Source organism: Tardiphaga sp. 839_C3_N1_4 (genome assembly GCF_051811045.1).
GTDB lineage: Bacteria > Pseudomonadota > Alphaproteobacteria > Rhizobiales > Xanthobacteraceae > Tardiphaga.
This window is the reverse complement of sequence record NZ_JBPWQD010000001.1, coordinates 3,577,527-3,593,559: the sequence shown is the minus strand read 5'-3', so window position 1 is coordinate 3,593,559 and position 16,033 is coordinate 3,577,527. Positions and strand designations below refer to the sequence as shown.

At 58.1% G+C, this 16,033-nt stretch carries 15 protein-coding genes; 9 read left to right on the top strand and 6 right to left on the bottom strand.

What is annotated here, in order from left to right:
* Nucleotides 1-6 precede the first annotated feature (6 nt).
* The 7 genes from AB8A38_RS17225 to AB8A38_RS17195 all read left to right on the top strand — a co-directional run bounded on the left by AB8A38_RS17225 (nt 7) and on the right by AB8A38_RS17195 (nt 7,171).
* Nucleotides 7-426 carry a hypothetical protein gene (locus AB8A38_RS17225; protein WP_439086794.1) on the top strand — a complete coding sequence of 140 codons (420 nt, stop codon included), beginning with the start codon at nt 7-9 and terminating at the stop codon, nt 424-426.
* 94 nt (nt 427-520) lie between these two features.
* The gene (locus AB8A38_RS17220) at nt 521-1,324 is read left to right on the top strand and encodes a DUF2092 domain-containing protein (protein ID WP_439086793.1); all 804 of its coding nucleotides are present in this window, start codon (nt 521-523) and stop codon (nt 1,322-1,324) included.
* 374 nt (nt 1,325-1,698) lie between these two features.
* Entirely contained in the window at nt 1,699-3,600 is a 1,902-nt protein-coding gene (locus tag AB8A38_RS17215; RefSeq protein ID WP_439086792.1) for a sensor histidine kinase, read from the top strand.
* 115 nt (nt 3,601-3,715) lie between these two features.
* The gene (locus tag AB8A38_RS17210) at nt 3,716-5,344 is read left to right on the top strand and encodes a DUF3300 domain-containing protein (RefSeq protein WP_439086791.1); all 1,629 of its coding nucleotides are present in this window, start codon (nt 3,716-3,718) and stop codon (nt 5,342-5,344) included.
* On the top strand, nt 5,341-6,264 hold the full coding sequence (locus tag AB8A38_RS17205; RefSeq protein ID WP_439086790.1) for a DUF2950 domain-containing protein: 924 nt from the start codon (nt 5,341-5,343) through the stop codon (nt 6,262-6,264). Before AB8A38_RS17210 ends, AB8A38_RS17205 begins: the two co-directional genes overlap by 4 nt.
* On the top strand, nt 6,248-6,718 hold the full coding sequence (locus AB8A38_RS17200; protein WP_439086789.1) for a hypothetical protein: 471 nt from the start codon (nt 6,248-6,250) through the stop codon (nt 6,716-6,718). The genes AB8A38_RS17205 and AB8A38_RS17200 overlap by 17 nt, the downstream gene beginning before the upstream one ends.
* 87 nt (nt 6,719-6,805) lie before the next feature.
* Complete coding sequence (locus AB8A38_RS17195) at nt 6,806-7,171, top strand: hypothetical protein (RefSeq protein ID WP_439086788.1); 366 nt, start codon at nt 6,806-6,808, stop codon at nt 7,169-7,171.
* A gap of 114 nt (nt 7,172-7,285) precedes the next feature.
* Here AB8A38_RS17195 and AB8A38_RS17190 read toward each other — a convergent pair whose 3' ends face one another.
* From AB8A38_RS17190 to AB8A38_RS17165, 6 genes are all read right to left on the bottom strand, one after another.
* Nucleotides 7,286-8,173: a DUF4344 domain-containing metallopeptidase gene (locus AB8A38_RS17190; protein WP_439086786.1), complete on the bottom strand. Its 888-nt coding sequence runs from the start codon at nt 8,171-8,173 to the stop codon at nt 7,286-7,288.
* A 36-nt stretch (nt 8,174-8,209) separates the two neighbouring features.
* On the bottom strand, nt 8,210-9,061 hold the full coding sequence (locus tag AB8A38_RS17185; RefSeq protein WP_315840277.1) for a formate/nitrite transporter family protein: 852 nt from the start codon (nt 9,059-9,061) through the stop codon (nt 8,210-8,212).
* A gap of 52 nt (nt 9,062-9,113) precedes the next feature.
* A complete protein-coding gene (locus AB8A38_RS17180; protein WP_439086785.1) occupies nt 9,114-10,715 on the bottom strand; it encodes an aspartate:alanine exchanger family transporter in 1,602 nt (533 codons plus the stop codon).
* A gap of 38 nt (nt 10,716-10,753) precedes the next feature.
* Nucleotides 10,754-11,581 carry a pyruvate formate-lyase-activating protein gene (gene pflA, locus AB8A38_RS17175; protein WP_439086784.1) on the bottom strand — a complete coding sequence of 276 codons (828 nt, stop codon included), beginning with the start codon at nt 11,579-11,581 and terminating at the stop codon, nt 10,754-10,756.
* Nucleotides 11,582-11,593: 12 nt separating this feature from the next.
* Nucleotides 11,594-13,864 carry a formate C-acetyltransferase gene (gene pflB / locus AB8A38_RS17170; protein WP_315840280.1) on the bottom strand — a complete coding sequence of 757 codons (2,271 nt, stop codon included), beginning with the start codon at nt 13,862-13,864 and terminating at the stop codon, nt 11,594-11,596.
* 342 nt (nt 13,865-14,206) lie between these two features.
* Nucleotides 14,207-14,629: a hypothetical protein gene (locus tag AB8A38_RS17165; protein ID WP_439086783.1), complete on the bottom strand. Its 423-nt coding sequence runs from the start codon at nt 14,627-14,629 to the stop codon at nt 14,207-14,209.
* Nucleotides 14,630-15,037: 408 nt separating this feature from the next.
* On the opposite strand from AB8A38_RS17165, the gene AB8A38_RS17160 reads away from it, so the two are divergent.
* Nucleotides 15,038-15,211 carry a hypothetical protein gene (locus AB8A38_RS17160; RefSeq protein ID WP_315840283.1) on the top strand — a complete coding sequence of 58 codons (174 nt, stop codon included), beginning with the start codon at nt 15,038-15,040 and terminating at the stop codon, nt 15,209-15,211.
* A gap of 46 nt (nt 15,212-15,257) precedes the next feature.
* On the top strand, nt 15,258-15,902 hold the full coding sequence (locus AB8A38_RS17155; RefSeq protein WP_315840284.1) for a hypothetical protein: 645 nt from the start codon (nt 15,258-15,260) through the stop codon (nt 15,900-15,902).
* Nucleotides 15,903-16,033: the final 131 nt, after the last annotated feature.

Genomic DNA, 16,033 nt, shown 5'->3' with positions numbered 1-16,033 from the left:
GATCAAATGATTGCGCTTCAAAAATTGATCGTCGTCGCGACGGTTTTGTTCTTCGCAGCGTTGCTGTCGTCGCCAAATGCAAGGGCGATCGAGCTTGCCGGAGCTTGGGCGACAAGCGTGGATCAGTGCAACAAGGTGTTCACCCGTAAGGGTCGCGAGAAAAAGATCGGGTTTACAAATTTTTCCGGAGTGTATGGCGGCGGCTTCATTGCGGAAGCAGATCGACTTCGGGGCAAGCACGAGATCTGCAAGATCAGATCAAAGAAGGAAAGTGATAAAACCATCAACCTGGTCGCTGCTTGTGCCTCCAGCATCATGCTCTCTCACGTCCAATTCATCCTGAACGTGATTGATGAAAACACGGTCTCTCGTGAGTTTCCGGGAATGGTGGATATGAAGGTGGAATACCACCGTTGTCAGATCTAGCGGAGTTAGCGCCTGTTCGATGAGTTTAAGGCGGGCCGGACCTAGATCAATAAATTCAGTGCCGAAGGATGGATTAGATCAGTGGAGAAATACCATGAACAAGGGAAGACAAGCCGATAGTAATGCAAAGCGCCTTGCCGGTATCACACTGGCCGTTACCTTCATCGCAATCACGACGCAGTCAGCGAGAGCGGATGATCCGGCGAAATTGCTTAAGACGATGTCGGACTACACAGCGGCCCAAAAGTCGATCTCCGCGACATTCGATAGTGATGTCGAGGTCGTGACGCCGGAGCTGGAGAAGATCCAGTTTACCAGCTCTGGAAAGATTCAGCTCTCGCGACCGGACAAGCTTCGCATCAGTCGAACGGGCGGCTATACCGACGTTGACTTCATCTACGACGGGAAGACGGCGTCGATCTATGGAAACAATGCCAAGGCATATGTGCAGGCCGATCTTGTAGGCACGGTCGACCAGCTCGTTGATCTGATTCAGGCAAAGTCAGGCGTGGCGATGCCGGGCACGGACTTGTTGCTGACAAACGCTTATGACGAGTTGATGTCCAATGTCGTCCTGGCGCAACATATCGGGCAAGGCATGATCGATGGCGTCGAATGCGAGCATCTAGCGTTCCGTGGCGTGGATACTGATTGGCAAATATGGATCGAGAGTGGAGCGCGGCCTCTGCCTCGAAAATACGTGATCACGAGCAAGGCGGTGACTGGGGCGCCGCAATACACGCTCCGGATCAGGGACTGGAAGACCGACGCCGTCGCTGACGCCGACGCTTTCGTCTTCAAGCCGCCTGCCGGCGTGACCAAAGTCGATTTGAATTCCGGCGCTATGGCGGAATTCGATGAGATTCCCCCAGGAACACCATCGGGAGCAAGGAAATGAGAATTGTGCGAAGAGCGATCATGGTGGCAGCCGTACTTATGTCCTCTGCAGCGGGACTGTCGTGGAGCGGAGGAGCCGTCATAGAGCACGGATTATTCTCGGTAGCCGAAGCGAGAGTGGGGCGACCACTAACGCCAATGAGCTATGCGGGGGTCGCGCGCCGGACCACGCGCCGGGCCGTCGCAGTGGGGGCTGCGGCCGGAGCGGCGGGCGCTTACTATGGGTCATCATGCAGGCAAGTCGTGGACGCCTACGGGCGGGTTGCGACGGTTTGCTAGACAGGCGCTGCCGAAGCCAGCTGTTGCAGAAATGTGCACACGCTGACACTGTGCGATCGTAGTCGTTCGCGGGTCTCAGACGGTTGGTGAAGAGGGATGAGACGACGGATCTCTGTTGCTGTCGTAGATCTATCACGCCTTGCCGCGCGTCTCTGTGTCTGTGTTCTGGTCTGCATGTCCGTCCCGGCCGGCTCTGCTGACGCCGCCGAGCGCAGCGAAGCAAAGCGGGTGCTGCTGCTGCATTCGTTTGGTCGGGAATTTCGTCCATGGAGTGAGTACGCAGCGAGTATTAAAGCGGAACTTCAGCAGCAATCGCCATGGCCGCTGGATATCCAGGAACATGGGTTATTGACGGCGAGGTTCAACAATCCAGGCCCGGAAGCTCCATTCGTCGATTATTTGAACTCGCTTTATCAGAGCCATCCCGCCGATATCGTGTTGAGCATCGGGGCGCCCGCGGCAAGGTTCGTTCAGAAGTATCGCGAGCGTCTGTTTCCCGAGACCCCGATGGTTCTGACTGTAGTGGAACAGCGGCTTGTGAACCGCGTGAACCTTACAGACAATGACACCATCATTTCGGTTCGGAACGATTTTCTCGCGGCTTTCAGAAACATCCTTCAGGTCTTGCCGGAGACGCAGACCATCGCGGTTGTGATAGGCGCCTCTGCTTTGGAGAAATTCTGGCTCGAGGAGCTGAAACGGGAATTGAAGCCCTTGGAAAATCGGGTCAACTTTGTCTACTACGCCGATCTTTCGTTCGCGGAAATCCTCAAGAGAGCGGCTGTGCTTCCGCCGCATGCCGTCCTGTTCTGGGGCCTCATGTCAGTCGACAGTGCTGGCGTTGTTCACGAAGGTGACCTGGCCTTGCGTAGCCTTCATGCCGTGGCCAATGCGCCGATCTTTTCCTACCAAGAGCCATTTTTTAATGGAGAAACCGTTGGTGGTCCGATGCATTCGATCGTCGAGACCAGCAAGAAGACCGTCAATGCAGCGATCCGAATCCTTGGTGGTGAGAAGCCCGGGGACATCAAGTTCGAACCGATTGAATTTGCCGCACCAAAATACGACTGGCGGAAAATGCAGCGCTGGGGCATCAGCGAGAGCAATCTACCGCCGGGCAGTACGATCCTGTTCCGCGAGCCCGATGTTTGGGTCCAGTATCGCTGGCAGATTTTGCTCACCGCATCCGTGATCTTGGTCCAGGCGGGGTTGATCAGCGCTTTGTTGCAGCAACGTCGTCGGCGGCGTCTTGCCGAGGTCGAAGTGCGGCAGCGACTGGCGGAACTTGCGCACGTCAACCGCTATTCGGCCGCCGGAGAGTTCACGACCTCTATTGCGCATGAGCTGAACCAGCCACTCGGCTCTATTCTCACCAACACGGAGACGGCGGAGTTTCTGCTCAAGGAAACCTCGCCCAATCTTGCCGAGGTCAGGGAAATTCTGGCCGACATCAGGCGTGACGATCAGCGGGCCAGCGAGGTGATCCGACGGCTTCGCAGCGTATTGAAGAAAACGCCGTTCGAGATCAGGGACATTGATCTGAACGACACGGTGCGGGAGGCGATCGGGTTTGTGGCGGCGTTGGCCGATCGACGCGGCGTCGTACTGAAATTCGCTGCCGCCTCGGGAGAGTTGCGCATCAAGGGCGATCCCGTTCAGCTGCAACAAGTCATTCTCAACCTGATCATCAATGGAATGGATGCAGTCTTGGAGGCGGACGCGCGAGTTGGTGAAGTCAGCGTATCGACGGCTCGACTGGATCAGCACGCCGAAATCAGGATCGGCGATACTGGTCCTGGAATTGTAAATGGCGATATGCAGAAAGTTTTCGATCCTTTCTTCAGCACCAAACCGCAAGGTTTGGGAATGGGGCTCGCCATCGCTCGCACCATTGTCGAGGCGCATAACGGACGGATCTCCGCAGTGAATCAGGAATCGGGCGGTGCGCTTTTTGTCATCACGATCCCGATTGCTCGCGGGCGGCTCACGTCACTATAGAGCTCGAAGTTCCCGCATCGCAGCACTGCGCAAAGCCATATTTCCTTGATCTTGATCAAAGGCCTTCCCTCGCTTCGACCGATGCTTTCCGGAATGAAGCCCGAAGGAGGGTCAGATGTACTGCTGGCGCAATATCCTGATCACGCTTGCATTGATGATGACCATTCCCGTTGCTGCCTCGGCCCAAACGGCTGACAAGGTGCCGGCTTCAGTCGCGCCGGCGAGCCAATCAGCGCCCAGCGCAGAGTTGTTGAAGCCTGAGCAACTTGAGGCCTTGGTGGCGCCCATTGCGCTTTATCCCGACGAACTGCTCGCGAATGTACTGGCAGCATCGACCTATCCGCTGGAGGTGGTGCAGGCAGATCGTTGGGCGAAGGAACGCAAGTCGCTCAAGGGTGACGCGCTGAAGGAAGCGGTCGACAAGCAGGCGTGGGACGACAGCGTCAAGGCTCTGGTCAGCACTCCGGACGTCTTGGCGATGATGAGCGACAAGGTCGATTGGACAAAGAGCCTCGGCGATGCGGTGCTCGCTCAACAGCCGGATGTCATGGATGCGATCCAGCGGCTGCGGGCGAAAGCCTATGACAACAAAAAGCTTGTGACCACCAAGCAGCAAAAGGTCAGCGTTAAGACCCAGGAGAGCAAGCAGGTGGTCGCGATCGAACAGGCGGATCCTGCGGCGGTTTATGTACCGTATTACGATCCGGCAACGGTGTACGGGACCTGGCCCTATGCGGAATATCCGCCGTATTACTTCGGGTATCCGTCCTATATCGGCGCGGGTGTCGTCGCGGCGGGTGTCGCCTTCGGCACCGCATGGGCAATCGGGCGTTGGGGCAACTACTGGGGCGGTGGCTTCAACTGGGGTAACCGCAACGTCTATGTCAACCATCGCACGACCAATGTTGGAAACGGTTGGCAGCACAATCCGGCGCACCGCCAGGGCGTACGCTACAACAACGCCAACGTTCAGCAGCGCTTCAGTAATAGTAATCTGAAAGCCGGCGCCTCCAACCGGATGGATTTCCGTGGTCGCGACGGGCAGCAGGTGCTGCGTCCGAACCAGGGCGCTGGCGATCGCGCGGGAGATCGAGGCGGCGTTGGCGCCGGCACACGAGATCGGCCGGGAGGTGGAGATCGCGCCGGCGTTGCGGACCGGGCCAAAGGCGGCGCCGATCGCGCGAAGGCTGGCAATCGCGCCAAAGGCGGCGGTGATCGTGCGAAGACTGCCAACCGCAGCGGGGCCGGCGCCGCCGGCCGTGGTGGTGGAAATCGTGGCGGTGCAATGAATGTGTCGTCCGGCCGCGCAGCGGCGGCGGCGTCCGCGCGTGGGCGGGCAAGCATGGCGAGCATGCCGCGCGGCGGCGGGGCAAGCTTCGCTGGTGGACGCGGAGGTGGCGGTTTTCACGGCGGTGGTGGTGGAGGTTTCCGTGGTGGTGGCGGCGGTGGTTTCCGAGGTGGCGGAGGCGGTGGGCGGCGGTCTGACATCGCTCTGAAGCATGACGTTGTCTTGCTCGGCCATCTTGCCAACGGTCTCGGCTACTATCGCTTCAGCTATCTCGGCGGCCAGAAGGCCTATGTCGGCGTGATCGCGCAGGAAGTCGAAAACGTGGTGCCAGATGCCGTGAGGCGGGGCAGCGACGGCTACCTGCGGGTGAAGTATGAAGCGCTCGGTCTGACGTTCCGCACCTATCGCGATTGGCTTGCAAACGGCGCAAAAATCCCGGCGGAGGTGTCGCCATGACTGTTTGGACGTCAATCCATCGTGCCGCATCGACAACTGCGCTGGCAGTCGTGGTGCTGGCTCTCATGAACTCGGTGTCCGAGGCGCAGCAATCCTTTCCAACACCGGAGGCTGCTGCTGCGGCGCTCGCCGTCGCGGTCAAGGGCGGGGCGAGCGATATTCTAAAGGTCCTCGGCAAGGCCGCCGATGACATCGTCTCGTCGGGTGACGAGGTGGCCGACGCTGATACGCGTCTGCGCTTCACGTCCATGTACGATGCCAAACATGCGATCAAGACGGAGGGCAACAAAAGAGCCACATTGATACTCGGCGCGGACGACTTTCCGTTCCCGATCCCACTTATCAACACCAAGACGGGTTGGGAGTTCGATGCTGAAGAGGGCCGTATCGAGGTCCTGTATCGTCGTATCGGCCGTAACGAGCTCGACGCGATCCAGACCAGTCTCGCCTATGTCGACGCCCAGAATGAATATGCCGACAAGGACCGCGGCGAGGGCGCTGGCGTTTATGCGCAGCGGATTGTATCGACGCCGGGCAAGAAGGACGGGCTGTTCTGGCGTGATGACGGCGATCCGAGCCCGTTGGGTGCGTTGGTCGCAGAAGCTTCAACTGAAGGCTACCAGGTTGGTGAAAAGCCGCAGCCGTATCACGGCTACTATTTCCGCATACTGAAAGGACAGGGGGCCAATGCTCCCGGCGGCGCGCTGATCTATTTGGTGAAAGGCAAGATGATCGGCGGCTATGGACTAATCGCCTGGCCTGCCGAATACGGAAATTCCGGCGTCAAGACATTCGTGGTCAATCATGCCGGGACCGTTTACGAAAAGGATCTCGGACCGCAGACCGACCGGATCGTGAAACGCATGTCCTTGTTCGATCCGGATCAGACGTGGAAGAAGGTCGATGCAGAAAAGCCCTGAGCGCGGGATATCTGCTTTGCGTCTGCTCGTGATGCACCTGACGGCGGTTGTACTGCTTACATTGACTGTTCCGGTGACGCCGTCCCGGGCTCAGGCGCCCGGCTATGTTCAGGCAAAGCTGTTGAAAGCGGGACTCGTCATAGGCGCCGGCGGCGGTAGCGGCGTCGTGACATATCGCGGTCGCGACTATCCGTTCAGGGTGTCCGGCCTCAGTCTCGGATTTACAGCAGGAGCGTCCTTCATCCAGCTCAAGGGATGGGCCTGGGGGATAAGACAGATCAGTGACTTCGCCGGTACCTATAGCTCGGTTGGAACCGGCGGAGCCTTAATTGCCGGTGCGGGTGGCATTCAGCTCACAAACGATAAGGGTGTGAGGATGACCTTGCACGGACCTCGGGCGGGAGTTGAGCTTGCCGGCAACCTCGGCCAGATCACGATTACCCTGAAGGAGTGAGGCGCGGATGGTTTGCGGTGATGCTCCCTGTGATTGTGCAGGAAGCGCCCAGGTTGGGGTGGGGCGCTCGAAATTGCCGGGAGCGCATTGGACGACGATCTGGAGTTTCCCGTGAACACGGTTGCAGTGCAGGCGCTGTCAGATCAGTTTTTCGCCATTCGCGGCAGTGTGACAGTCTCCAGACAACATCCTTGCATAGCTGCGTTCCTGATAGTCGTGACGTCCGCTGTCTCTCCGACTGCTGTCACTGCTCAGCCGCTCACTTCGTTTCGATATGAAACGCAGGCGCAGGTCCATTGCCCAGATGATTCTGTTGTCTGGCTCGATTTCCGCAAGAATGTCTATTACCTCAAACGACAGAAAAAATATGGGCGAGGCACGACGGGAAGTTTTGTTTGTCGGAAAGAAGCGAGCGATAGCGGCTTTCGGCATTCCCTGCTTGGGGTGAGATGAGGTGGGCCTGCTCATTGGTGTTCATGTCTTCGCTTTATTGGATCTGAGTACGAAGCCAAATTCGCTTGAATCTCCGTTAGTCAAACTGGCGGCACCACAAGCGTCAAATCTACACTATTGGCGGTTCAAACGTGCGCGTCGGGCGCTAACAGTTCTCGTCCACACCTCATGAAATTTCTTGGATGCAGTCTTGTCGATGTGCGGACCGATCAATGTTGTCATGGCGAAGGTAACATCGTCGTAGTCTATCTCGCAGGTTTCTGCGCGTTGTTTGGGCAGGAGATCCTTTTCGACGATATCGGAAAACAGCTTCTTGTCCGCGCCGTAAGCGATACACAAGACATTGAACGCTCGCTGGGCAGGCAGCGAATGTTCATCAGAGAATTTATCACGCGCAGACTCGGTCTCCAGGGGCGGAATGTCGGTTGCGCGATGGTAGGCCGCGCCGAGGATCATTCTGCGGGCCTCGTCTTTTCTCAGTCGAAGCATGATATATGCGGAGAACTGATCGGCTGCGTCTTCCTCCCGGCCAAGCACCGGGATTTGCAGCATGTCGAAAACCGCGTGTCCGGTTTCGTGCAGGAATACATCGAGCGCCGGACCCAGGATAGTATCGGCCTTGGAGACACCGGTAGGGAGATCTCGCGTCGTCGCACTCTTCAGAATCTCCGCTAGAAGTTCGTAGCACAGTGTCACGAATTTATTTTCGTACCATGCATCGGCTACGCCGTCACAACTCGCGACCTTGAGTGTGAGCGGATGGGGGAGGCGGAGTGGGCTTAGCAATTGCTTGAGGTGCTCCAGAGCTTGGCCCTGTTTCATTTGATCGTAGATCGCCTGGTGTGACGGATCGTTTGGCTGAGCATATTCGTATTTGATCTGGTTGGGCCTGGATCGGGGCGCCGCATCCACATTGCTGGTGGTCGCCGCAGCTGCGATTAACATCGCAGCCGCAATTGTGGTGCTTGCAGCGGGTTGGCGGTTGTCGATCTGGGGTGACATTCTGATCAACCAATCCAGGCGATGAAATTGAATCTGCTATTTCCGATCTCGATAGGATGCGCCGAACGCCGCACGGTAAATCGCCCAATAGACGATGCCGACAAAGCCGGCGCCTCCCACGATGTTGCCGAGCGTCACCGGTACGAGGTTGTGGATGATACCAGCCATGGTGATCGACGATACATCGACATTCGCCGGAGCGTGGCTGGTCTGGGTCATCAGCCACGCCAATGGCAGGAAATACATGTTTGCGACACAGTGCTCGAAGCCGGCCGCGATGAACGCGGAGACCGGCAACACAACGGCAACCATCTTGTCGGTGACCGATCTGCCCGCATAGGCAAGCCAGACGGCGGCGCATACGAGGACATTGCACAAAACGCCCTTGAAGAACAGCGTCACGAGATCGGGACGGATTTTGCCAACTGCTGTATTCAACACCGATAGACCGATGCGGCCATCATTCATCTCGAGATGATGGGAGAAGAAGACCAGAACAATGAGGCCGAGCGCTCCAAAGAGATTTCCGAACCAGACGATGGTCCAGTTGCGCAGCATCGTTCGCGTGGACACCTTTCCACTGGCCCAGGCCATGACGATCAGGTTGTTGCCGGTAAACAGCTCGGCTCCTCCCACAAGGACGAGGGCCAGCCCCAGAGAGAAGACGAGTCCACCGACGACGCGTATGGTCGCGAAGCTGAGCGACGCATCGCTGGCGACGATCGTAAAGTAGAGCGCACCGAATCCGATCCCGGCGCCTGCCACGATTGCCAGCATGAAAGACGCCAGAAGCGGCAGGTTGGCCTTTTTTACGCCGACCTTTTCGACAGCTTCCTTGATCTCGGCCGGACTGTAAGCCTGCAGATTGAAAATCGGTGGCTGCGGCATGGACGCACCCTTAGCCGTTCCAATGCCTTGCTCTTGATGTCTCTTTGCGGGGCTATCCACCGGCGCCACTCGTCGCCAGAAGTCCGACGATCTGTGCCGCGATCACCTTCACGAGTGTCATGGACGGGAAGATCATCGCGTAGCCGATGTCCGGACGCTCGGTCGGTGCCATCTTCGTCGAATAGACCAGAATGGCGGGATTTCCGGTTGCGCCGGATGCCACGCCGACCAGGTCGTCGTAGGGAATCTTCATCACGTAGTGACCAGCGAGCAGGACGATGAAGACCGTCGTCAGAAGCACGGCGACGCCGATAAACAGCATCGTGAACCCTGATTCGGACACCGTACGGACAAAAGGCTGTCCGGCATTCACGCCAACGGTGGCAAGAAATATGGCCAGGCCAAAGTTTCGAAGAACAATGTTAGCCGGCAACGGCATGGTCCAAAGCATGGGTCCGGTGCGACGGAGCTTGCCGAGAATGAGCGCAACGATCAGAGGTCCCCCGCCGATGCCGAGCGTCACAACACCCACGCCTGGGATCGGAATGGGGATTAAACCGAGAAGGACGCCCATGACCATGCCGAGACCGAGCGAAACATAACTGAACTCTGCAGCCGCCTTGACGCTATCGCCGAAGTGCTTTCGAATCTCTTCCTTTTTTTCGGGCGGCGTCAGGACGCCGATACGGTCGCCGAATTCCAGCATGAGGTCGGGAGAGGGGACGAGGTCGGCATCGTAGCGCCGGACGTGCAGGATCTGCGCTGGGACGCCCGGCGGCATCGGCAGCTTCGAAAGCGGTACGCCGACAATGTTGCCCTTGCCTACGAACACGCGGATGTAATCCAGGTCGGCGCGGTCGCTCGCGAGCCGGCCCGGTTCGAGTCGGCCGATACGTTCAGCCGCCAATGCGATTTCCTCTTGCCGGTCAGCCACGACGAGTATGGCGTCTCCCGCATTCAGGACGGTACCGTCTGTCGGCACGACGTTACGGCCGTTCTGTCGGATCATGGTAATCTGCAGCTCGGCGAGCGATTCAGCAGCAAGGTCCTTGAGCTTCGCACCGGCAAAGTTCTCTCCGATCGTGATCTCGCCCATGTGGAAATTCTTGGTCTTGGCCGGGAACTTGGGCTTCACGAGCTGGGTCATGAAGTAAATGCAGAGAATCGGGCCGATGACCCCGAACGGATATGCGATCGAATAACCGATTGAGGGATCCTTGTTCTTCATGACGTCGAGCGCTGCCTGAAGCGTCGCGGTGCTCGTCATCGATCCCGCATAGAGGCCAAGCGTGTGTCCGATCTTGATGCCGAAGATGTGCCCCAGCACTAGCGCAACTGCGAGCCCTGCCAGGCAGGCGACCAGGGCCAGCAGATTGTACTTCTGCCCCACGCCAAACATGCCTTCGAAGAACTGGCGGCCGTAAAGGATGCCGATGCCGTACAGAAACATGATGAGGCCGGTGAGGCCGATGGGGCCGATGATCTGGGCCTTGGGTGCGAACGCGCCGATCGCAAGACCGACGAACAGGACCGCGCCGACCCCGAGCGAAAAGCCGAAGATGCTGATCTGCCCGACGAGGTAGCCCAGTCCAATCGCGAGAAATGCCGTCAAGATCGGCTGGCTTCCGATGATATCGCGCGCAAGATCCAACATACTTCAGAACTCCTCGAATCCGTCGAATAGTCGGTTGATCAGCGTGCCTGACACCCCGCGGCCCGGAACTGTTCGAGCACCCGGTTCACCAGCTCCCGGCTGGGTGGCTGCGTATCAGCAAGCTTGTATTCAAGACCCATCGCCTTCCACTTGAACTCGCCCATCTGGTGGAAAGGCTGCACTTCCACCCACTCGACGTTCTTCATCGGTGCGACAAATTTTGCGATTCCGTCGACATTAGGCGGATCGTCAGTCTCGCCCGGGACAAGCGTGAACCGAACCCAGACCGGCTTCGACATCGAAGCGAGGCGCTCGGCGAAACGAAGCGTTGGCGTGATGTCGCGGCCAGTGACGCGGCGATAGATCTCGGGATCTGAACTCTTGATGTCGAGAAGAACGAGGTCGATCTCCGACAGATAGGCGTCGTCCACGCGATCACCCAGAAATCCTGAGGTCTGAATCGCGGTGTGCAGACCCATCTTCCTGGCGCCCGCGAATATTCGCTGGGTGAATGCACGCTGCACCATTGCCTCGCCCCCCGAAATGGTTAGCCCGCCACCGAGGGCCCGAAGAGAGGGCGCGAAATCGGCGAGACGGCGGAGCACCTGATCGGCCGAGACGTAGGTGCCGTCCTTGAGGTGCCAGGTATCCGGATTATGACAATAGGTGCACCGCAGAAGGCACCCCGAGACGAACAGCACGACGCGCAAGCCGGGACCGTCATAACGGGAGGACGTCTCATAGGAATGGCAATATCCGAACGCGCCTTCCTGGTCCTTAATCTGGTCGTCGTCGGGCGCGTCGGGCGAAAGTCCGACCCGGAGGTCATGACGACTTCCGGGCTCCAGTGTCTGCACCGTCGACATGGTGCACCTCTCTCAGATCTGGCCGTGGAAGGTACGGCTGATCACATCACGCTGCTGCTCCGGCGTCAGCCGGACGAAATTCACGGCGTAACCCGAAACCCGGATCGTGAGTTGCGGATACTTGTCCGGGTTCTTCATCGCGTCCTCAAGCGTCTCCCTGTCGATCACGTTCAGGTTCATGTGGAAACCGCCGCGATCGAAATAGACATCGAAGGCCTTGACCGCTTCATCCACGAGTTGATCATCCGACAGATGAGCCTTCTGGGGAGCGACCGAAACCGTGTAGCTGATGCCGTCCTGCGCATCCTTGTAGGGAAGTTTTGCGACCGAGAGGCAGGAGGCGAGCCAGCCATGGCTATCGCGTCCGTGCATTGGATTGGCTCCAGGCCCGAACGGCTCTCCCTTTCGCCGCCCGTCAGGGGTGTTTCCCGTGGCCTTGCCGTAGACGACGTTGGAGGTGATCGTGAGCACGCTCTGGGTATGCGTTGCGTTCCGGTAGGTCGGATGCTTGCGGATCTTCTCCATAAAGCTGGTCACGAGGGCTGATGCGATTTGATCGACCCGGTCGTCGTTATTGCCAAACTGTGGCGTCGACTTGTTGCCCTCGTTCTGGAAATCGACGATAAGTCCTGTTGCGTCCCGCGTAACGCGGATCTTTCCGTATTTGATAGCGCTGAGGCTATCGGCAACCACCGAAAGACCTGCGATCCCGAACGCCATCGTGCGCAGGATATCGCGGTCATGGAGCGCCATCTCCAGACGCTCATAGAAATACTTGTCGTGCATGTAGTGGATGCAATTCATCGCATGGACATAGATCTTGGCGAGCCACTCCATCGTGGTATCGAACTTGGCCATGACGTCGTCGAAATCGAGGAATTCACCCGCAACCGGCTGAGAGAGAGGGGCAACCTGCTCGCCAGATACTTCGTCCCGGCCGCCGTTGATGGCGTAAAGCAGCGCCTTCGCCAGGTTGACGCGCGCGCCGAAGAACTGCATCTGCTTTCCAAGGCGCATCGCCGAAACACAACAGGCAATCCCGTAGTCATCTCCCCAGAAGGGCCGCATCAGATCGTCATTTTCGTACTGAAGCGAGGATGTGTCCTTGCTCACCTTCACGCAATATCGCTTGAAGGGCTTCGGCATTTTGGTCGACCAAAGCACTGTGATGTTTGGTTCGGGCGCCGGGCCGAGATTGTAAAGCGTATGCAGCATCCGATAGCTGCTTCGGGTCACCAGTGCCCGGCCATCCAGATCCATTCCGCCAACACATTCGGTCGCCCAATAGGGGTCGCCGCTGAACAGTGCATCGTAATCAGGAGTGCGGAGGAAGCGCACGATGCGGAGTTTTTGGACAAGCTGGTCCCAAAGCTCTTGCGCGTGGGCTTCGTCCAGAATGCCGGCTTTCAGGTCCCGTTCGATATAAATATCAAGGAAGCTCGATATACGGCCAATCGACATCGCGGCGCCGTTGGCTTCCTTGATGGCACCCAGATAGGCAAAATAAGTCCACTGAAATGCTTCCTGGGCGGTTGCTGCGGGCTTGGATATATCGTGACCATAGAGCTTCGCCATGGATGCAAGATCGGTCAACGCGCGCATCTGCTCCGACAGTTCTTCACGCATCCGGATAATTTCATCGGTGGGCCACATATCGTTGATCTGCGCGCGCTCGGCCCGCTTCGCCTCAAGGAGGCGGTCGGTTCCGTACAGGGCCACTCGGCGATAGTCACCGATAATGCGGCCACGCCCGTAAGAGTCGGGCAGGCCGGTGACGATCCCCGATCGGCGGCAGTTCATGATCTCGGGTGTGTAGACGTCGAACACGCCGTCATTGTGCGATTTGCGATATTTCGTGAATGCTTCGTGCACGCGCGCGTCAGGTCTAAAGCCCGCAGCTTCCAAGCCGTTCTCGACCATCCTGAGGCCGCCGAACGGAAAGATCGCGCGCTTGAAGGGTTGATCTGTCTGCAGGCCGACGACAACTTCGTTGTCCTTGTCGATATAACCCGCACTATGTGCAAGCATGGTTGAAGGGGAGGCGGCATCGACCGCAAGCACGCCCTTCTTTCTCTCATCCGCGAAGTAGGGCTGCAACTTCGCCCAGACGGCCTTTGTGCGCTGTGAGGGTCCTGCGAGGAAGTCCTCGTTGCCGGTATAAGGCGTGACGTTCCGGGCAATGAAATCGCGGACGTTGATCGAGGTTTGCCAGTCTCCTGACCGAAACCCCTTCCAGCAATCCCCGGTGTCGGCTTCCTTTCTGAGAGCGGCACTTGCTTTCATGATACGTCTCCGTCCGATGCATTCTCGATTGGTGGTGGGCCCGATGGAGCCAATCCATACGAGCAACGGTGACGTATGTTGGTCTAGTCAAGGTGATGATGTTTGATCTGGATCAAGCTGATGCAGACTTCGCTGCATCGGCACACGTCGTGCCAGTCAACGCTGATCCCGATCCGATCTATCGTTTTTCTGACAACGCCCTTTGTTTGCCGCGCGCGGAGGCGGGACCTGTGATGCGGGCGGCGTTATTCTCGGGACGCGCGTTCGACCAATCCGTCATTCTCGCTTCGCAGCGAACATTGTGCGCTGCGTGTGCAGCCTAACGGGCGTCGCAGGTAAAGATTACCATCCGTAATAACTGCGCCTGTAACGTGGATAATAGCCACCGTACCCGTAGGGCGCGCAGTAGTCAGAAGCATAGCCACCATATGCGTAGCTGCTGGCATAGGGGTATCCACCGCCGTAATATGGATATGCGTTGCCGTAATAGGCTGACCGCGCGATTGCGCCGCCGACGGCTGCGCCGGCAGCAGCGGCACCCCAACCCCGGTATCCTCGATAACCCCAGCCGCGATAGCCGCCCCAACCTCGGTACCCCCCGCCACCGTACCAGCGGCCATAGCGCACCTGTAGCACGGAGGTGTCCAGCCCGGTCTTCATCGCAGTAACATTGGTTGGCAGTGGTGCGGCTTCGGCAGTTGAGGCAGCGATACCGATGATGGTAGTGGCAGATGCGGCAACGACCGTTGCCTTGATGAAGTTCATGACGTTCTCCTCATGGTTGAGACGGAACGAATCGAGCGGAGCGATGCTGCATCTTTCGTTGCAAGGCAGCTCAAGGGCATAGCGATGCAATGGTTCCTGCGCTCAAGAGCAGGACCTTGACCTAGATCAACGTAGCCACTTCTGACCGGTCACTATTGGGCTGAGGAGGCGCGAGCGGGTAGACTTCAACTGGATCGTTGTAGTTGCTATCTCGCCAGCGCAGATCTGTACGGATCTCTCGGTCGCGAGCCAATTGGCGGTTGGCTGGCGTGTACTGCCGTTCGAATGTAACGGTCGTTACAACGACTGTTTGCGCTGCGTGCCGACCATTGCGCGTCCGTCTAGCCCGACGGACTTGTCGGATGGCATAGACCATTCGCAGCTGTGTGAACTGAGAAAGGGTTCAAGATGGCTGAAACAGGTAAGCTCTCCGTAGAAAAAGCCTTGAAGAAATTGCGTGAAAGCGACGCGAAAGCGGACAGCATATCGCGCGACGAGAAGATCGATGCGCTGAACGAAGAAATAAAACGCATGAGAGCTCAGCGTCTGCGACTGGATAGGAATCCCCCCAAGCGCGACTAGGAGCCTCAGATAAGGCGTCCAGAATCTTCAGCGCGGGAGTTTCGCAATGGTTTCGAGCGACGCGAGTTTGACGGACGCCTATCTGCGAACACCTCGGGCCGCGGCTCTTGCCGGCATAGTTTTCTCCATTCTCCTGTTCGCTGTTTTCGGCCTCATGCGGCTCTCGGTCCCTCCCGATCCCTTTGAACGGGGGGCTTGGCTCGCGGGGGATACGAAGTATGTCACGCTTGCCATGCATCTCGTGCCGTTCGCCGGGGTCGCCTTTCTCTGGTTCGTGGGAGTGCTTCGCGATCGACTTGGGGCGCGGGAGGATCGGTTTTTTGCGACGGTGTTCTTGGGAAGTGGCTTTCTGATGCTGGCCATGCTCTTCGCCGCCGCCGCCGTCGTTGGCGCGATCATTGTTGCGTTTCATGCGGCGCCCGAATTGCTGATCCACTCCGGCACTTTTCACTTCGGCCGCGGCTTGGCCTACGGAATGGTCAACATCTACCTGGCGAAGACGGCGGCCGTCTTCATGATCACGACATCGACGATTGCCGTCTATACCCGGTTGACGCCCCGTTGGCTTGCATTCGGCGGATATGTCATCGCGGCCGTCCTTCTATTCGGGAGCGGCTATTTCGATGGGAGTTTACTTGCATTTCCGCTGTGGGTCTTGGTAGTCAGCGCATCCATCCTACGGGAGGGGTAGGTTGTTTCGACGTCGGCTTGCCGTGGGCAGAGCTAGGGTAGCGCAGGTACCAAATTCTCGCCGTGTCTACTCTTCTTGAGCAATTCTGGAGACGATGGGCGGGAAGCCATCACGACTATTTTTCTGATCAA